We start from the raw sequence: 18,145 nt of genomic DNA, 5'->3' as shown, positions 1-18,145 counted from the left end.
CCGGTGTGTGACGTGCTTATTTGGAGGTAGTACGACATGAACCGCACATACCGTTCGATCTGGAACGAAGCCCTTGGCGCCTGGGTCGCGGCATCCGAACACGATTCGGCACGGGGCAAGCCGAACAAGTCGGCCGTCGTGAAGGCGGTCGCCGCCGCCGCGCTCGTTGCCGGCGTCGCCAATAGCAACATCGTGTACGCGCAGTACGCGGCTGGCGGCGGCACTGTCACGGGCACCGGCACGCAGGGCATTGCGATCGGCGGCAATGGCGGCAGCACCACGACGGCGAGCGGGGCTACGTCGATTGCAATCGGCGCGAACGCCACGGCGTCCGGCAACTACTCGCAAGCTTTCGGTCAGGCCACGACGGCGACCGGCTCGAGCGCGATCGGGATAGGCTCCGGCGCGAAGGCACTCAACACGGGCGCGACCGCGGTCGGCAACGACGCGACCGCTTCGGGCTCCAGCTCGATCGCAATTGGCGGCGGCAACAGCTCGGGCTCGGGCGGGGCGGTGGCAGCCGGCAGCAACGCGATCGCACTGGGTCGGTTTTCGAACGTCAACGCGGCGACGACGTCAGGTATAGCAATCGGTTCGAATGCGACGGTCACGTCGGTTGGCACCAACGGCACGGCGCTCGGTTCGGCAGCCACGGCAGCGGGCTCCGGCGCAACCGCCCTCGGCAATGGCGCTACGGCGACGGGCACCAACGCGATCGCGCTCGGCGGCACGGCCAACTACACGTCGAGTGTCGCAATCGGTGCAGGCAGCGTGACCGGCGCGGCGGCACCGACGGGAACGGGGTATCTGACGGGCAGCACCGCCCCGACGTCGGAAGTGTCGGTCGGCAGTTCGACGGCGCTGCGTCGCATCACGAACGTCGCCGACGGCTCTGCACCTCAGGATGCGGTCACCGTGGCTCAGCTCAGCACCGGGATGAGCACGACGACCAGTGCGATCAGCAGCTTGTCGACGTCGACGTCGACGGGGCTTTCGTCAGCCAACAGCTCGATCTCGTCGCTGTCCACATCGACCTCGACCGGCCTCAGTTCGACCAAGAGTTCGATTGCCTCGCTGTCGACTTCCACGTCGACGGGGCTGTCGTCGGCCAACAGCTCGATCTCGTCGCTGTCCACCTCGACTTCGACCGGGATCAACTCGCTGTCGACCGGCCTCAGCTCAGCGAATAGCTCGGTCGCCTCGCTGTCGACTTCCACCTCGACGGGGCTGTCGTCGGCTAACAGCTCGATCTCGTCGCTGTCCACCTCGACTTCGACCGGCCTCAGTTCGACCAATAGCTCGGTTGCTTCGCTGTCGACTTCCACCTCGACGGGGCTGTTGTCGGCTAATAGCTCGATCGGCTCCCTGTCCACCTCGACCTCGACGGGCATCAATTCGCTGTCGACTTCCACCTCGACGGGGCTGTCGTCGGCTAATAGCTCGATCAGCTCGCTGTCTACCTCGACGTCGACCGGTCTGTCGTCGACCAATAGCTCGGTCACCTCGTTGTCTACCTCGACGTCGACGGGGATCAGCTCGCTGTCGACCGGCCTCAGCTCGACCAATAGCTCGGTCGCTTCGCTGTCGACTTCCACGTCGACGGGGTTGTCGTCGGCTAATAGCTCGATCAGCTCGCTTTCTACCTCCACGTCGACGGGGATCAACTCGCTGTCGACCGGCCTCAGCTCGGCGAATAGCTCGGTCGCCTCGCTGTCGACTTCCACGTCGACGGGGCTGTCGTCGGCTAATAGCTCGATCAGCTCGCTGTCTACCTCCACGTCGACCGGTCTGTCGTCGACCAATAGCTCGGTTGCCTCGCTGTCTACCTCGACGTCGACGGGGATCAGCTCGCTGTCGACCGGCCTCAGCTCGGCCAATAGCTCGGTTGCCTCGCTGTCGACTTCCACGTCGACGGGGCTGTCGTCGGCTAACAGCTCGATCAGCTCGCTGTCCACCTCGACCTCGACCGGCCTCAGCGCGACCAATAGCTCGGTCGCTTCGCTGTCAACTTCCACGTCGACCGGTCTGTCGTCGGCTAACAGCTCGATCAGCTCGCTGTCGACCTCCACGTCGACGGGGCTGTCGTCGGCTAATAGCTCAATCGGCTCGCTGTCTACCTCGACTTCGACGGGCATCAATTCTCTGTCGACCGGGCTCAGCTCGGCAAATAGCTCGGTCGCCTCGCTGTCCACCTCTACCTCGACGGGGATCAACTCGCTGTCGACCGGCCTCAGCTCGGCCAATAGCTCGGTTGCCTCGCTGTCGACTTCCACGTCGACGGGGCTGTCGTCGGCTAACAGCTCGATCGGCTCGCTGTCTACCTCGACTTCGACGGGCATCAATTCTCTGTCGACAGGCCTCAGCTCGACCAATAGTTCGGTCGCTTCGCTGTCGACTTCTACATCGACCGGCCTCTCATCGGCCAATAGCTCGATCAGCTCGCTGTCGACCGGCCTCAGCACGGTTACCACCAAGACCGACAATCTCGGCAACAGCACGGCCGCGGCCCTCGGCGGCGGTTCAAGCTATAACCCGGCAACCGGCACCGTTTCCGCTCCGTCGTACACGACGTACAACGCGAACGGCACGACGTCGACCGCCAACAGTGTTGGCTCGGCGATCAACAGCATCAACAACCAGGGCATCAAGTACTTCCACGCGAATTCGACGGCAGCCGACAGCCAGGCACTCGGCACCGACTCGGTCGCGATCGGCCCGAATGCGATCGCCAACCACGCGGGCGACGTCGCACTCGGCAGCGGCTCCGTTACCGGCGCGCCCGCCCCGACGCCCACGGGTACCGTTGGCGGCGTGACCTCCACGTTCGCGGGGGGCAACCCGAGCAGCGTGGTGAGCGTCGGCAATGCGAGCACGGGCACCACACGCCAGATCACCAATGTCGCGGCAGGCCAAATAACGCCGACCAGCACGGACGCGATCAACGGCTCCCAACTCTTCGCGACCAATTCCATCGTGGATTCGCTGTCAACGACGGTATCGTCGTCCAGCAGCGCGATCTCGTCGCTGTCGACTGGCATCACCTCGTTGTCGACGGGGCTCAGTTCGACCAATAGCTCGGTGACCTCGCTGTCGTCGTCGACTTCGACGGGGTTGTCGTCGGCGAACAGCTCGATCGCTTCGCTCTCCACGTCGACTTCGACGGGGATCAATTCGCTGTCGACCGGTCTCAGCTCGACCAACAGCTCGGTCGCTTCGCTGTCGACTTCCACGTCGACGGGGTTGTCGTCGGCAACCAGCTCGATCGGCTCGCTTTCCACCTCGACGTCGACCGGCATCAGCTCGTTGTCCACCGGCATCAGCTCGTTGTCCACCGGCATCAGCTCGACCAATAGCTCGGTTGCTTCGCTGTCGACTTCCACGTCGACGGGTCTGTCATCGGCAAACAGCTCGATCGGCTCGCTTTCCACGTCGACGTCGACCGGCATCAGCTCGTTGTCCACCGGCATCAGCTCGACCAATAGCTCGGTTGCTTCGCTGTCGACCTCCACGTCGACGGGGTTGTCGTCGGCAAACAGCTCGATCGGCTCGCTTTCCACCTCGACGTCGACCGGCATCAGCTCGTTGTCCACCGGCATCAGCTCGACCAATAGCTCGGTTGCTTCGCTGTCGACTTCCACGTCGACGGGTCTGTCATCGGCAAACAGCTCGATCAGCTCGTTGTCCACGTCGACGTCGACCGGCATCAACTCGTTGTCCACAGGCATCAGCTCGACCAATAGCTCCGTTGCTTCGCTGTCGACTTCCACGTCAACGGGCCTCTCGTCGGCAAACAGCTCGATCGGCTCGCTTTCCACGTCGACGTCGACCGGCATCAGCTCGCTGTCCACCGGCCTCAGCTCGACCGACAGCTCCGTCACTTCGCTGTCGACGTCGACGTCAACGGGCTTGTCGTCGGCCACCAGCTCGATCAGTTCGCTTTCCACGTCGACTTCGACGGGCATTAGCTCGTTGTCGACCGGCCTGAGCTCGACCGATAGCTCGGTAGCGTCGCTGTCAACCTCGACGTCAACGGGCCTCTCGTCGGCTACGAGTTCGATCAGCTCCCTGTCGACGTCGACCTCCACCGGCATCAACTCGTTGTCGACGGGCCTCAGCTCGACCGACAGCTCGGTGGCGTCGCTGTCGACCTCCACGTCGACCGGTCTCTCGTCGGCAACCAGCTCGATCGGCTCGCTGTCCACCTCGACGTCGACCGGCATTAGCTCGCTGTCCACTGGCCTCAGTTCGACCGATAGCTCAGTGGCATCGCTGTCGACCTCCACGTCGACCGGGCTGTCGTCGGCTACGAGTTCGATCAGCTCCCTGTCGACGTCGACCTCCACCGGCCTCTCGTCTGCCAACAGCTCGATCTCGTCGCTCTCCACGTCGACTTCGACCGGCATCAGCTCGACCAATAGTTCGGTTGCCTCACTGTCGACTTCCACGTCGACGGGTCTCTCGTCAGCAACCAGCTCGATCAGCTCGCTGTCGACGTCGACCTCGACCGGCATCAACTCGTTGTCGACGGGCCTCAGCTCGACCGATAGCACCGTGGCGTCGCTCTCGACTTCGACGTCGACCGGCCTGTCGTCGGCAACCAGCTCGATCAGCTCGCTGTCCACCTCGACTTCGACCGGCATCAGCTCGCTGTCGACCGGCCTCAGCTCGACCGACAGCTCGGTGGCATCGCTGTCGACCTCCACGTCGACCGGTCTCTCGTCGGCAAACAGCTCGATCGGCTCGCTGTCCACCTCGACGTCGACCGGCATTAGCTCGCTGTCCACTGGCCTCAGTTCGACCGATAGCTCAGTGGCATCGCTGTCGACCTCCACGTCGACCGGTCTGTCGTCGGCTACGAGTTCGATCAGCTCCCTGTCGACGTCGACCTCCACCGGCCTCTCGTCTGCCAACAGCTCGATCTCGTCTCTCTCCACCTCGACTTCGACCGGCATCAGCTCGCTGTCGACCGGCATCAGCTCGACCAATAGCTCCGTCGCTTCGCTGTCGACTTCCACGTCAACGGGCCTCTCGTCGGCAAACAGCTCGATCGGCTCGCTTTCCACGTCGACGTCGACCGGCATCAGCTCGCTGTCCACCGGCCTCAGCTCGACCGACAGCTCCGTCGCTTCGCTGTCGACTTCCACGTCAACGGGCCTGTCGTCGGCGACCAGCTCGATCAGCTCGCTGTCCACCTCGACTTCGACCGGCATCAGCTCGCTGTCGACCGGCCTCAGCTCGACCGACAGCTCGGTGGCATCGCTGTCGACCTCCACGTCGACCGGCCTCTCGTCGGCTACGAGTTCGATCAGCTCCCTGTCGACGTCGACGTCGACCGGCCTCTCGTCGGCAACCAGCTCGATCGGCTCGCTGTCCACCGGCCTGAGCACGACGAACAGCTCGCTCACGTCGTTGTCCACGTCGACCGCCAGCAGCGTCACGTCGCTGTCCACGGGCCTGAGCTCGACCAACAGCTCCGTCGCTTCACTGTCGACCTCGACGTCGACCGGCCTGTCGTCGGCTGCCAGCTCGATCGCCTCCCTGTCGACGTCGACCTCGACCGGTCTGTCGACGGCTGCCAGCACGATCCTGTCGCTGTCCACGTCCACATCGACCGGCCTGTCGTCGGCCACCAGCTCGATCACGTCGCTGTCCACGTCGACGTCGACCGCGATCGAAGCCGCGAAGACGCACTACTTCAGCGTCAACGACAACGGCACGCAGCAAGGCAACTACGCAAATGACGGCGCAACCGGCGTCAACGCACTCGCCGCCGGCGCGAATGCCAGCGCGGCCGGCGCCAGCAGCGTGGCGGTTGGCGACGGCTCGAACGCGCAAACGGCAGGTGCGGTCGCGATCGGCCAAAATGCATCGGCCGCAGGCGGCAAGGCGGTGTCGATCGGCTCCGGCAACACCGCGAGCGGCGACGGCGCGGTCGCGATCGGCGACCCGAGTGTTGCAACGGGCACCGGCGCAGTCGCGATGGGCGCAAACGACACCGCGACCGGCACCGGCGCAGTGGCGCTCGGCAACGCGAACACCGCAACCGGCAACGGCGCGCTGGCCCTCGGCAGCGCGAACCAGGCCACCGCGGACAACACGATCGCGCTCGGCAACCAGGCGACGGCCAGCGCAATCGGCGCGCAGGCCTACGGTTCGAACGCAAAGGCTACGGCAACCGACGCCCTCGCGTTCGGCTCGAACGCCACGGCCAACGTCGCGAACTCGATCGCCCTCGGCGCGAACTCGGTCACGGGCAACGCAGTCGGCACGTCGAGCGCAACGATTGGCGGCGTCACGTACTTCTTCGCGGGCAGTTCGCCGGCAGGCGTGGTCAGCGTCGGCGACGCGGCCACGGGCGCCACGCGCCAGATCACGAACGTGTCGGCCGGCCAGATCTCGGCCACGAGCACGGACGCGATCAACGGCAGCCAGCTCAACGCGACGAACCAGGCGATCACGAGCCTGTCGACGTCGACCGCGTCGAACATCTCGTCGCTGTCGACCGGCATCGGTTCGCTGTCGACGGGCCTGAGCTCGACCAACAGCAACCTCACGTCGCTGTCCACGTCGACGTCGACGGCGATCGGCTCGCTGTCGACCGGCCTGAGCTCGACCAACAGCAACCTCACGTCGCTGTCCACGTCGACGTCGACGGGCATCGGCTCGCTGTCGACCGGCCTGAGCTCGACCAACAGCACTGTGGCGTCGCTGTCGACGGGCGTGACCAACCTCAACAACCAGCTGAGCCAATTGTCGACGACGATCAACAACACGACCCGCACGGCGAACAACAACGGCATCGCCGCCGACATGAACGGCACCGGCAACGACAGGCCCGTCGTCACGGCCGGCTCGAACTCGGTGGCGATCGGTGCGGCGTCGAACGACGGCGGTCGCTCGAACGTGGTGTCGGTGGGCAGCGACCAGCAGCAACGCCAGATCACGAACGTCGCGCCGGGCACGCAAGGCACCGATGCGGTGAACGTGAACCAGCTGACGCAGGTGCAGACGACGCTGTCGACGGCACTGTCGGGCCAGCAGGCGCAGATCAACTCGCTGGGCTCGCAGCTGCAGCAGACCGACCAGATGGCGAAGCAGGGTATCGCGGCGGTCGGTGCGATGGCGTCGATTCCGCAGCTGGACCGCGACGCCAACTTCGGGATGGGGGTCGGCACGTCGACCTTCCTCGGCCAGAAGGCCATGGCGGTCAACATGCAGGCTCGCATCACGGAAAACCTGAAGGCGTCGATCAACGGCGGCTTCAGCGGCGGTCAGAAGGTGATCGGCGCCGGCATGCTGTATCAGTGGAAGTAACCGGTCGCGACGCCACGCCGCCCGGCTTGCGAGCCGGGTCGCGCGCGGCGGCCACGACGGCAGGACGAGCGCACCGCCCATCGTGCGGTGCGCTTCAGTCAACCACAGTTTTGAGGATGTAACCGTGAACAAACTCGCTCTGGCGTTCGCACTTTCCGCGATCGGCCTCGCCGCGTGCTCGACCGCATCGGGCCCGACCTACAGCGCATCCGAACTGCAGCCGCGCGACGGCGTGCGCACGTTCCAGGTGGACTGCCATGGCCTGCTGTCGGGCCCGCAGACGTGCATGAGAGCCGCACGCAAGATCTGCGCGGACCAGCCGGTACGCACGATCGACTCGGCCCGCGCGCGGCGCGACGGCGCGGATCCCGCGACGCTGATATTCCAGTGCGGCGCGGCGCCGGCCGAAGCGGCGCCCGCAGCTTCGGCGCCGGCCCCTGCATCCGCCGCGGTCGAACACGTGAACCTCGCGGGCGACGCGCTGTTCGCAACCGGCCAGGCCACGTTGACGCCCGCCGCGCGCGCCTCGCTCGACAAACTGCTGAGCGAACGCGAGGACCGCACATATACCCAGGTGTCGGTCACCGGCTATACGGACTCGGTCGGCAGCGATGCGTCGAACCTCGCGCTGTCCAAGCGCCGCGCCGAAGCGGTCGCATCCTATCTGAACGCGCATGGGCTGAAGGCCGGCTCGATGACGGTCTCCGGCCGCGGCAAGACCGATCCGGTCGCATCCAACGCGACGGCCGAAGGCCGCGCGAGCAACCGCCGCGTCGAGATCTCGCTGCAGCGCTGAGCGCCCGGCCGCGGCGATCCTTGCGCGGCGGCCGGCACCGGCTGCGCATTCCCGCCCGGCCGACGCACTGCCGAACCACGCGGGCGCGGCTTGCCACCCGTCCGCGCGAGTCCGCGCCGGACGGTATGTCAAAGTTCGTCATGCCCCTCCACAAACCGGCGACTTCCGTGCCACAATCGCCGCAGACAGTTGCCGGGCCGTTCCGCCCGCGTCGCGCGCCGTGCCAATCGCGCCCGACGCAACCGCGGAATCCGGCGGCCGCTCAGCGCTCCGCGCAGCCCGACTCGTATTCCCGCATGCGCCGACGCGAACGCAACCACGACAATCCACGGCGCGCCGTTTCGCGGCCCGGCGCTCGACGCCCCCGCCGAACGCGCGGCGCCGCAGAGGAAACCAACCGGTGACGGACATCGATCAAACCGCCTCGGGCAGCACGCGCACGCAACGGCCGGCCGTCGGCATCTCGCTGTTTGCGCGCGACGGCCAGGCGATCTGGGAAAACGGCATCCACCAGAACATCGCGTACCTCGCGATGATGCTGAAACGCTCGGACCACGTCGGCCCCGTCTATTTCCTGAATGGCGGCGACGCGAACGCACTGCCGGCCGGCCTCGAACTCGACGGACTCGACGTGCCGCTCGTCAAACCCGCCGACGTCACGCACGCACTGGATGTCGTGATCGAGATGGGCGCGCAGTTGCCGGTCGAATGGATGCGGCACGTGAAGGCGCTCGGCACGAAGCTCGTCGCGTGCTATGTCGGTCATACGTACAGCGGTCTCGCCGAGACGCCGATCTTCGGCAAGCCGTCGGGCCACATCTTCAACGGCACGCAATTCGACGAAGTGTGGGTGCTCGAGAAGTCGCAGAAGATCGACGTGCCGCTGTTGCGCACGCTCACCCGCGCGCCGGTCTATACGATTCCTCATCTTTGGTCGCCGTACTTCCTCGATCGCCGCATCGCCGCGCTCGCGAACGAGGGCGTGACCTTCGGCTATCGCCGTGGCCGCCGCCCATGGCGTCTCGCGACGCTCGAGCCGAACATCTCGGTTGTGAAGTCCTGTCACTACCCGATGCTCGCGTGCGACGAGTTCTATCGCGCGCATCCGGACGCCGTGCAGCATCTGTTCGTCGTCAACTCGCTGCACATGAAGGCGCATCCAACCTTCGTGCACTTCGCGAACAGCCTCGAGCTGGTGCGCCAGCACAAGGCGACGTTCGAACCGCGCCTCGATCTGCCGGGCTTCATGGCGCGCCATGCGGATGCCGTGGTATCGCATCACTGGGAAAATCCGCAGAACTACCTCTATTACGACGTGCTGTACGGCGGCTATCCGCTGATCCACAACTCGACGCTGCTCGGCGACGCCGGCTACTACTACCCGGATTTCGATTCCGTCTCCGGCGCCCGCGCGCTGTATGACGCGTGGCTGCATCACGACGAGCGGCTCGACGACTATCGCGCGAAAGCCGGCCGGCTGCTGCGGTCGGTCTCGATCGACAACCCCGCGAACCTGGACGCGTTCGTCGCGCGCCTGGTCGCCTGAACCGGAGCACACGCATGTCGGACTCCAATGCCCGTCAAGCGCCCGGCGACGGCAAACGTCTCGTCGTCGGCGTATCGCTGTTCGTGCGCGGCGCGGGCCAGTCGCTGTGGGAAAACGGCATTTTCCAGAACTGCCTGCTGCTGATCCTGCTGCTGCGTCAGTCACCGCTCGTCGCGGACGCCGTGATGGTGAACGGCGGCGAACAGGTCGCCGATCCGCAGATGATGCTCGGCGAGTGGAACGTGCCGCTGCTGTCGATGGACGAAGCGTTGCAACGCTGCGACGTGCTGATCGAAATGAGTGCGCAGTTCGGCGCGGACTACCTGCGCGCGTTCCGCGCGCGCGGCGGCAAGGTCGTCACGATGCGGGTCGGCAACGACTACGTGATCGACATCGAGCGTGCGATGTTCGACAAGCCGTCGGGCTTCCTGTTCTCGGGCGCGCCGTACGACGCGGTGTGGACGATTCCGGAATTCGAGCGCTCTTGCCTGCACTATTACCAGACGGGCCTGCGCGCGCCGGTGACGATCGTTCCGCACATCTGGCATCCGATGCTGTTCGACAAGGCGCGTGCGACGCTTGGCGCCGGTTTGTCATTCGGCTATCGGCCGGGCAAGCCGCGCTGGCGCGTGACGATGTTCGAGCCGAACATCTGCATGGTGAAGACGAGCATCATCCCGATGCTGGTGACCGAGGAAGCGTACCGCGCGAAGCCTGCGTTCCTCGAGTTCGTGCGCGTGTGCAACACGCTGCACCTGAAGGAACACGCGACGTTCGTCCACTTCGCGAAAAGCCTCGATATCGTGAACCACGGAATCACGACGTTCGAAAGCCGCTATGCGGTGTACGAGTTCATGGCCGCGTACGGCGACGCCGTGGTGTCCCACACGTGGGAAAACGCGCAGAACTACCTGTACTACGAACTGTTGTACGGCGACTACCCGCTGATCCACAACTCGCCGTTCCTCGGCAAGGCCGGGTATTTCTATCCGGACTTCGACTGCCAGGCCGGCGGCCGCGCGCTGCTGCAGGCGTTTGCCGAGCACGATGCGAACCTCGACGCGTACCGCGAGCAATCGAAGCACGTGCTCGACTCGGTCAGCATCTACAACCCCGGCAACGTCGCCGCGTATTCCGACGCGATCGCGTCGCTCTATCGCGACGCATGACGCGCCGCCTTCCCCCGGACTCCGACATGAACGCACATCCGCCCGTCTCTCGCACGAAATGGCTGATCGGCTGCGCCGTCGCGTCGATCGCGATCGGTGCGCATGCGCAATCCGACGGCGAATCTGCCGACGCGCTGCTGCGCGACGCCGATGCAGTCTTCAGGCAGCTCGACGCGGGCCAGTACGGTGCGGTGTGGAACGACGCCGCCGCGTTCGTGAAGGCGCGCATCAAGCAGGACCAGTTCGCGCTGGACATGCAGCGCGCGCGCCAGTCGGTCGGCATGGTCGGCCATCGCGGCTGGGCGCAGATCACGCGAATTCGCTACACGAATTCATCGTCGATGCCCGACGGGCTCTATGCGAACGTCGACTATGCAACGACGCTCGCGACCGGGACGACCGTGTACGAAAAACTGAGCTTTCGCCTCGGCGACGACGGCCGCTGGCACCTGACCGGCTACGTGCCGCGCCAGTCGCAGAACTACACGCCTTGAACCGCGCACCGTCCGCCCGGAGCCGCCGATGAAAATCAATGTCGCGATTACGATGAACGTTCAGCGCGACGCGACGCAGTCGATCTGGTACAACGGCGCGAACCAGCATTGCGTGTACCTGTACATGCTGCTCAAGCGTTCGCCGCTGATCGGCGAAGTGTGGCTCGCGCACGACGACGGCATCACCGACTACCCGCAGGCGCTGATGATGGATGCATTCGGCGACGCGCTGCGGCCGCTGTCGGCGATCGTCCATCAGACCGACCTGCTGATCGAGATGAACGCGTTCATCGATCCGTCGCACACGGACGCGGTGCGCCGGCGCGGCGGCAAGTGCGTGTCTTACCGCTTCGGCAACGATTACGTGATCGCCGTCGAAACGATCAACTTCGAGAAGAACGACTGGCGGCCGAACCCGCAGCGCGTGCAGTTCGACGAGATCTGGACCAACCCGCAGCACATGCATACGTGCGCGGCATACTTTCAGGCCGTCTATCGCGCACCGGTAATCGAGCTGCCGCACATCTGGTCGCCGTACTTCATCGAACGCAGCCTCGACGCCGATCCGGAATTGAAGGCGCGTTTCGGCTACCGCAACCGCGGCCCGGCGAAGCGAATCGCGTTCTTCGAACCGAACCTGAACGTCGTGAAGAGTTCGATCGTCCCGATGCTGGCCGCAAACGCCTGCTATGTGGACCATCCCGAGCTGGTCGAGCACGTGTACATGACCAATACGTTCGACAAGAAGGAAAACGTCGCCTTCAAGCATCTCGCGCTCGGGCTCGAGATGGTGCGCGACGGCAAGGCGACGGCCGACGTGCGCGCGCCGTTCGTTGCATGGGCCGCGCACCACACCGACATCGTCGTATCGCACCACTGGGAAAACGGCTTGAACTACCTGCTGTACGACGCGCTGTACGGCAACTACCCGCTCGTGCACAACTCGCCGTTCCTGCGCGACGTCGGCTACTACTACCCGGACTTCGAGATATTCGACGCCGCGCGTGCGATCGCAACCGCCGCGCAGACGCACGACGCGCGGCTCGACGAATACGCGACGGCATCCCGCCGCTGCCTGCAGCGGGTCGACGCGCTCGCAGATCACAACGTCGGCGCATATTCCGGGCAGATCCAGCGTTTGTTCGGCGCGCGTGCGCTCGGCTGAGCGCGCCGGCGCGCGTTTCGCCGATTAAGGACACCGTTTGAAATTGCGCGGTGATCGACCGGATCCACGGCCCGTTCGCCATCGACAGATACATCGCCCCGGCAAGCGGCCCACGGATCAAAGCGCAAGCACTCGCTATCCGCTCGTTCACATCGCGACGACGGCCCGGCGTGCAAACACGCGCTATGCCGGCACGCGCTGCCCCCGCCATTCTGCAAACATGCGGCCATGACGCCGGCCGACGCGTGCGAGCGTTGCGAAACAGCGGGCCGCAGCGGGGCTGACCGCGCCCGCCTGCTGCGCGAGGCTGCCCGCGACGCCGCACGCGATCGCCGAATCGTCGCCGCACGCGCCCGCGAACACGCCGGCGAAATAGTGTCGCGCAGCGCGCTCGCGGCCATCGGCATCGAGTGGCTTCATCCGGTAAATCAGTTGCGAGACGCGGCCAAGGCCGTCTAGAAGCAGCTCGACGTCCGTCGGCGCATCGGGCGTATCGCGTACATCGGCGCTTTCGGCGAGGTCGGCGCCGATCTGGCGCAGCACGTCCGCCAATTCGCCGATTGCGACGAGCGCGTGCGCGCCAGCCGCCCGCGTGCCCGCTCCGTGCCCGCCCCACGCCTTCGTCCTCATCATGCCCACGCCCCTTTTAGAATCCGTCCTTGCGCGATGCCGGAATGCGCTGCCCGCGATGGGCTCGTACGGCCTCACGCAAGCTCATGCAGCCGCTGGCGACCGCCTCGAAAAGCGGATTCCCTGCGCCCACGCGACGCCGGAATCCAGGATGATTTGCCGATCGACCTCGTTCTCGACGCCTTCGACGACGACGTGCCGCGCGCTTTCGTGCGCGAACGCAATCAGCCGGCGAAACTGGTAGCGTCCGATCGCGTTGCGCTTGATCAACGACAGCACCGACCGGTCGAGCTTCACGATGTCGGGGTTGCCGATCACGAGATTGTTCAGCGCGCTGAAGCCGACGCCGAAATCGTCGATCGCGACGCGGCATCCGGCCTGCCGGAACCGATTGACGAACGACCGGCCCGCGACGGGGTTCAGCGGCCCCGTCTCGGTGATTTCGACGACGAGCCGCGCCGCCACTGACGGCTCGCGCTCGAGCCGCCTGAAGATCGGCAACCACGCGTCGTCGACGACCGCGCTCGCCGCCGCGATGTTGCAGCCGTACACGGCGTTCGCCTCGGCGCGCAGCGCGTCGATCGTCCGGCCGACCACGAGCCGGTCGAACCAGCGCATCAGCCCGAGCGACTCGATCCGGGGCAGGAACGCGATCGGCGGCAACGCGTCGTGCGCGCCCCAGCGCAACCGCGCAAGGCATTCGTGATACAGCACGCCGCCCGACAGATCGGCCCGGCACACCGGCTCGCGTGCAAACGCAAGCCGGCTTTCGACGAAACTGCGTACCGACGCGAGGTCGGGGTGATCGTCGGGTGCGCCAAACACGAGTTCGATCTCGTTTGGATTCGCTACCCTGTTCGCCTCCAGGCGAGGTTCGACCGCATTCATCCGGCGCTCCGGCAAGTGTCGGGCCGTCGGCGACGGCCCGCGCTATCGATACTCGTGGAGCGAGCCGACCACGACGCGCGCCACTGCCTACCCGGCCCAACCTCTTGTTTCGATCTTTTCCGGGAGCGTACTTTTCATTTCGTCGCGCCGTCAAATCCGATATTGTTAACGATATTCAAACACGACAAATACACCACGCATGAGAACCGGCGATTGTGCGACAGGTTACATAAAACCATCATTGATTTATCGCAGATAAGCGTTTATTTGACGCCTTTAAACTACGCCGCGCGCCCGATTTGCCGGAATTTCCGTTTCACATGCACGATGGCTCGTTATTTGGTATGAGTATATCGATCGTCGGAATCGTGCCGTCGCGGACCGCCCGGACGCGGTGCGTGCCATGCATGGCCACGGAACGAGCGTTCCCGTCGGCATTCGATCATTGTCGAAACTAATTTCGTCGTTTCAAACGATATTGAAAATACCCGCAAGACAATGGCCGCGGCATCGAATAGATATCGGTCGCTTGATTATATGACATCAACCGATTGAAAGATCTTTAACAATCTTTTCAGCTTGTTAACCTCTAAAATAATTCCGGACGGACTTCCCTCGGAGCCGTCGAATTCGTGCCTTCAAAAACCGTCGAGTCTCCCCGGCTCGGCGGTTTCTTTTTTAACGCCGCGCTTTCTTCAGACATTAACCGGAAATAATGCGGGCGACGCCACGCGCACGATCTCACGCAGCCGTCGCGCCAATCAGGTTCGCGAGCAACGCGTCGTACTCGGCGACCAGTGCGGGGTTGGCCGACGTGTAGCGGCCGAGTATCTCGCGCTGGCGCCGCGTGTACCCTTCCCAGTCGTCGTCGTGCGTGTGGAGCGCGTGCAGCAGTGCGTCCGCACCCTTCTGCACATCGTTGTCCGGGTAGTAGTAGCCGAGATCGGGCGCAAGGCTAGCGTTGTGCACGAGCGGATAGCCCTGCCAGCACACATCGAAATAGAAGTAGTTGAGCGGGTTCGACCATTGATGCGATACGACAACGTCGGTCAGGTCGGCGAGAAACAGCGGCGTATCGAAACGGCCCACGAAACTCGCCTTGCCCGCGCGCACGATGTCGAGGTAGTTCATCAGCATCACGAACTCCGGGCTGTCGTGCGCGAGACGGTCGGCATTCGTCACGTGCGTGAAGCAGATCGCATCGGGGTCGCGGCGGTACGCCTCGTCGATGATCAGCATCGGGTACACGCAGAACTTGACCACGTTGTGGTTCGGCTCCATCACCGTGAGCCGCTTGCCGGGCTCGCCGCGCGGCCGGTACTCGCCGTGCTCGGGGAGCGGCGCCGCCCGCTCGGTCAGGAACATCGGATCCCACACGAACGGCACGACGCGCCCCGGGCAGCGGCGCAACGACTGCAGGAACGGCAGCGACGACGGCGCGATCTGCGGAATCGCCCACACCTCGTCGTAGCCGCGGTTGATGAACAGCGAATCCCACAGCCGGCGGCCGAACAGCATCGACTCCATCGCGTTGATGTACTCGACGCCGCAGCAATAGCTGACGATCTTCGCGCCGCGCGCCTTCAGATAAGCGGTCTGTGCGGCGTCGATCTGGCCGCCGAGCTCGATCAGCACGTCGAGTGCGTCTTTCATGTCCGCGAACGCGCGCGTGTCGTACACGGTGCGATCCCACGACAGTGCATCGGTGAGCGGCACGTCGGTCGTATTGACCAGCGTCACGCGGTAGCCGTGCGGCGACGCCATCAGCAGCTTCGCGAGGAACAACGCGTTCTGCTTGATGCCGTTGATCCACAGGCTTTCGTCGGGGGCGCGCAGTCCGATCGTGATACCGATGCGCAGGCCGGTCAGGACAGGAGACGTCATCGTCGGCGGGATGGGAGAGTGAATGGACGCAGTGTAGCGCGCGGCACGCAGCCGCGCGAGCAATCCGCCAGTGTAGCGAAGCGCGCGCCAACGAACTGTCATGGATCGTCATGCGCGGTGTCGAACGTTCCGCACGCGATGCGCGATGCGCGCGCCTCACGCCGCTCGACTGCGATCGACGCGCCCGCCGGACGCGACAAGGCCGGCGTCGCGCTGCAACACGCTACGCCGGCCCGTGCATCGCCAATACGCGGTTTACGCTTGCGCCATCACCAGCAACTGCGCGCCGTCGGCGACCTGATCGCCGACGCCGTAGAGCACTTCCGTGACGACGCCCGCACCCGGCGCGCCGATCGTGTGCTCCATCTTCATCGCCTCCATCACGATCAGCGGCGTGCCGGCGTCGACCTTCTGGCCGGCCTCGACCAGCACCGCGATCACCTTGCCGGGCATCGGCGCGGTGAGGCGGCCGCCGCCGTGCTCGGCATCGCCCGCGTGCGCGAGCACGTTGCGCCACTCGAACGTCTCGGCCACGCCCTGCGTGAACACGTGGAAACTGTCGCCGTCCGCATACACGCGCCCGCTGCTGCGCACGCCGCCGAGCGTCACGTCGAAGTCGAGCGGCGTCGCGCCGCGCGTCCACGCGAACGACTGCGCGGGCGCATCGCCGGTCGCGACACGCGCGCCGCCGCCATCGTCTTCATAGGTGACCGTCACGTCCGCTTCGCGTTCCGGCGCATGCCATTCGAGCGTGCGCCGATATCCGCCGTTCAGCCGCCAGTCAGGCAGCGCGCTCCACGGCGACGTGCGCTGCCCCCCGGCCGCATCGCGCTCCCGCGCGAGGAGCGCCGCGCAGGCGAGCGCGAGCGTCGCGCGCGGCGGCTGTTGCGGCGCAAACAGCACGTCGTGGTTGCGCTCGATCAGGCCCGTGTCGAGATCGGCGATCGCAAACGGCTGACACGCGACGATCCGCTGCAGGAACGCGGCATTGGTGTGCAAGCCGACCACCTCGCAGGCCTGCAGCGCGCGCAGCATCCGGCCCAGCGCTTCGGCACGGTCTGCGCCGTGCACGATCAGCTTCGCGATCATCGGATCGTAGAACGGCGTGATCGCATCGCCTTCGCGCACGCCGCTGTCGACGCGCACCGGCGCACCGATCGCGAACTCGACGCCGTCCGGCAGCCGCAGGTGCTTCAGCGTGCCCGTCGACGGCAGGAAACCGCGCGCCGGGTTCTCCGCGTAAAGACGCGCCTCGATCGCATGCCCGTGCACGCGCAGCTCGTCCTGCTTCAGCGGCAGCGGCTCGCCCGCGGCGACGCGCAGCTGCCACTCGACGAGATCGAGCCCCGTGACCATCTCCGTGACCGGATGCTCGACCTGCAGGCGCGTGTTCATCTCCATGAAGTAGAACGCTTCGCCCGTCATGATGAATTCGACGGTGCCCGCGCCGACATAATGCACCGCGCGCGCGGCCGCGACGGCCGCCTCGCCCATCGCCTGCCGCACGTCCGGATGCAGGCCCGGCGCCGGCGCTTCCTCGAGCACCTTCTGATGACGGCGCTGCACCGAGCAATCGCGATCGAACAGGTACACGGTGTTGCCGTGCGTGTCGCCGAACACCTGCACTTCGACGTGACGCGGACGCGTCAGGTATTTCTCGATCAGCACGCGGTCGTTGCCGAAGCTGCTCGCGGCCTCGCGCTGGCACGATGCCAGCGCCGCCAGGAAATCCTCCGAGCGCTCGACCACGCGCATGCCCTTGCCGCCGCCGCCCGCGCTCGCCTTCAGCAGCACCGGATAGCCGATCCGGTCCGCTTCGCGATGCAGGTTGTGCGCGTCCTGGTCGTCGCCGTGATAACCCGGCACGAGCGGCACCGCGGCCGCATGCATCAGCGCCTTGGCGGCCGCCTTCGAGCCCATCGCCGCGATCGCGTCGACCGGCGGCCCGATGAACACGATGCCGGCCGCTTCGCACGCATGCGCGAAATCCTCGTTCTCCGACAGGAAGCCGTAGCCCGGGTGGATGGCCTGCGCGCCGGTCGCGCGCGCGGCCTCGATGATGCGCTCGATGCGCAGGTAACTGTCCGCGGCGGCCGAGCCGCCGATGTGCACCGCTTCGTCGCAAGCGGCGACGTGCTTCGCGTTTGCGTCCGCGTCGGAATAAACGGCGACGCTCGCGATCCCGAGACGTTTGCACGTCGCGGCGACGCGGCACGCGATTTCGCCGCGGTTGGCGATCAGAATCTTGTCGAACATGGC

The 18,145-nt window shown here is 65.6% G+C and carries 10 protein-coding genes; 6 read left to right on the top strand and 4 right to left on the bottom strand.

Annotation, left to right across the window (positions count from 1 at the left end):
• Nucleotides 1-36: 36 nt before the first annotated feature.
• The 6 genes from KDW55_RS13485 to KDW55_RS13460 all read left to right on the top strand — a co-directional run bounded on the left by KDW55_RS13485 (nt 37) and on the right by KDW55_RS13460 (nt 12,484).
• Nucleotides 37-7,314, top strand: a complete 7,278-nt coding sequence (locus KDW55_RS13485) for a YadA-like family protein (protein WP_212160455.1) — start codon at nt 37-39, stop codon at nt 7,312-7,314.
• Nucleotides 7,315-7,438: 124 nt separating this feature from the next.
• Entirely contained in the window at nt 7,439-8,110 is a 672-nt protein-coding gene (locus tag KDW55_RS13480; protein WP_212160416.1) for an OmpA family protein, read from the top strand.
• A gap of 400 nt (nt 8,111-8,510) precedes the next feature.
• Nucleotides 8,511-9,656 carry a DUF2827 domain-containing protein gene (locus KDW55_RS13475; protein ID WP_212160417.1) on the top strand — a complete coding sequence of 382 codons (1,146 nt, stop codon included), beginning with the start codon at nt 8,511-8,513 and terminating at the stop codon, nt 9,654-9,656.
• 14 nt (nt 9,657-9,670) lie between these two features.
• Nucleotides 9,671-10,825, top strand: coding sequence for a DUF2827 domain-containing protein (locus KDW55_RS13470; protein WP_059548594.1), 1,155 nt, complete (start codon nt 9,671-9,673; stop codon nt 10,823-10,825).
• 26 nt (nt 10,826-10,851) lie between these two features.
• Nucleotides 10,852-11,319, top strand: coding sequence for a DUF4019 domain-containing protein (locus KDW55_RS13465; RefSeq protein ID WP_212160418.1), 468 nt, complete (start codon nt 10,852-10,854; stop codon nt 11,317-11,319).
• 28 nt (nt 11,320-11,347) lie between these two features.
• Nucleotides 11,348-12,484 carry a DUF2827 family protein gene (locus tag KDW55_RS13460; protein ID WP_212160419.1) on the top strand — a complete coding sequence of 379 codons (1,137 nt, stop codon included), beginning with the start codon at nt 11,348-11,350 and terminating at the stop codon, nt 12,482-12,484.
• Nucleotides 12,485-12,667: 183 nt separating this feature from the next.
• Here KDW55_RS13460 and KDW55_RS13455 read toward each other — a convergent pair whose 3' ends face one another.
• The 4 genes from KDW55_RS13455 to KDW55_RS13440 form a co-directional block, all read right to left on the bottom strand.
• On the bottom strand, nt 12,668-13,117 hold the full coding sequence (locus tag KDW55_RS13455; RefSeq protein ID WP_212160420.1) for a hypothetical protein: 450 nt from the start codon (nt 13,115-13,117) through the stop codon (nt 12,668-12,670).
• Between the two features lie 81 nt (nt 13,118-13,198).
• Nucleotides 13,199-14,002: an EAL domain-containing protein gene (locus tag KDW55_RS13450; RefSeq protein WP_040140818.1), complete on the bottom strand. Its 804-nt coding sequence runs from the start codon at nt 14,000-14,002 to the stop codon at nt 13,199-13,201.
• Between the two features lie 741 nt (nt 14,003-14,743).
• Complete coding sequence (locus KDW55_RS13445) at nt 14,744-15,886, bottom strand: DUF2827 domain-containing protein (RefSeq protein WP_212160422.1); 1,143 nt, start codon at nt 15,884-15,886, stop codon at nt 14,744-14,746.
• A 255-nt stretch (nt 15,887-16,141) separates the two neighbouring features.
• The gene (locus KDW55_RS13440) at nt 16,142-18,142 is read right to left on the bottom strand and encodes an acetyl/propionyl/methylcrotonyl-CoA carboxylase subunit alpha (protein ID WP_212160423.1); all 2,001 of its coding nucleotides are present in this window, start codon (nt 18,140-18,142) and stop codon (nt 16,142-16,144) included.
• Between the last annotated feature and the right edge of the window lie 3 nt (nt 18,143-18,145).

This window comes from Burkholderia sp. AU19243 (assembly GCF_018148075.1).
GTDB lineage: Bacteria > Pseudomonadota > Gammaproteobacteria > Burkholderiales > Burkholderiaceae > Burkholderia > Burkholderia latens_A.
This window is presented reverse-complemented; position numbering and strand designations above follow the sequence as displayed.

Bases quoted from the DNA above. Each gene is read 5' to 3' on its own strand.
- KDW55_RS13465 (WP_212160418.1), top strand. From the start codon at position 10,852: ATGAACGCACATCCGCCCGTCTCTCGCACGAAATGGCTGATCGGCTGC.
- KDW55_RS13485 (WP_212160455.1), top strand. From the start codon at position 37: ATGAACCGCACATACCGTTCGATCTGGAACGAAGCCCTTGGCGCCTGG.
- KDW55_RS13440 (WP_212160423.1), bottom strand. From the start codon at position 18,142: ATGTTCGACAAGATTCTGATCGCCAACCGCGGCGAAATCGCGTGCCGC.
- KDW55_RS13460 (WP_212160419.1), top strand. From the start codon at position 11,348: ATGAAAATCAATGTCGCGATTACGATGAACGTTCAGCGCGACGCGACG.
- KDW55_RS13445 (WP_212160422.1), bottom strand. From the start codon at position 15,886: ATGACGTCTCCTGTCCTGACCGGCCTGCGCATCGGTATCACGATCGGA.
- KDW55_RS13455 (WP_212160420.1), bottom strand. From the start codon at position 13,117: ATGATGAGGACGAAGGCGTGGGGCGGGCACGGAGCGGGCACGCGGGCG.
- KDW55_RS13450 (WP_040140818.1), bottom strand. From the start codon at position 14,002: ATGAATGCGGTCGAACCTCGCCTGGAGGCGAACAGGGTAGCGAATCCA.
- KDW55_RS13470 (WP_059548594.1), top strand. From the start codon at position 9,671: ATGTCGGACTCCAATGCCCGTCAAGCGCCCGGCGACGGCAAACGTCTC.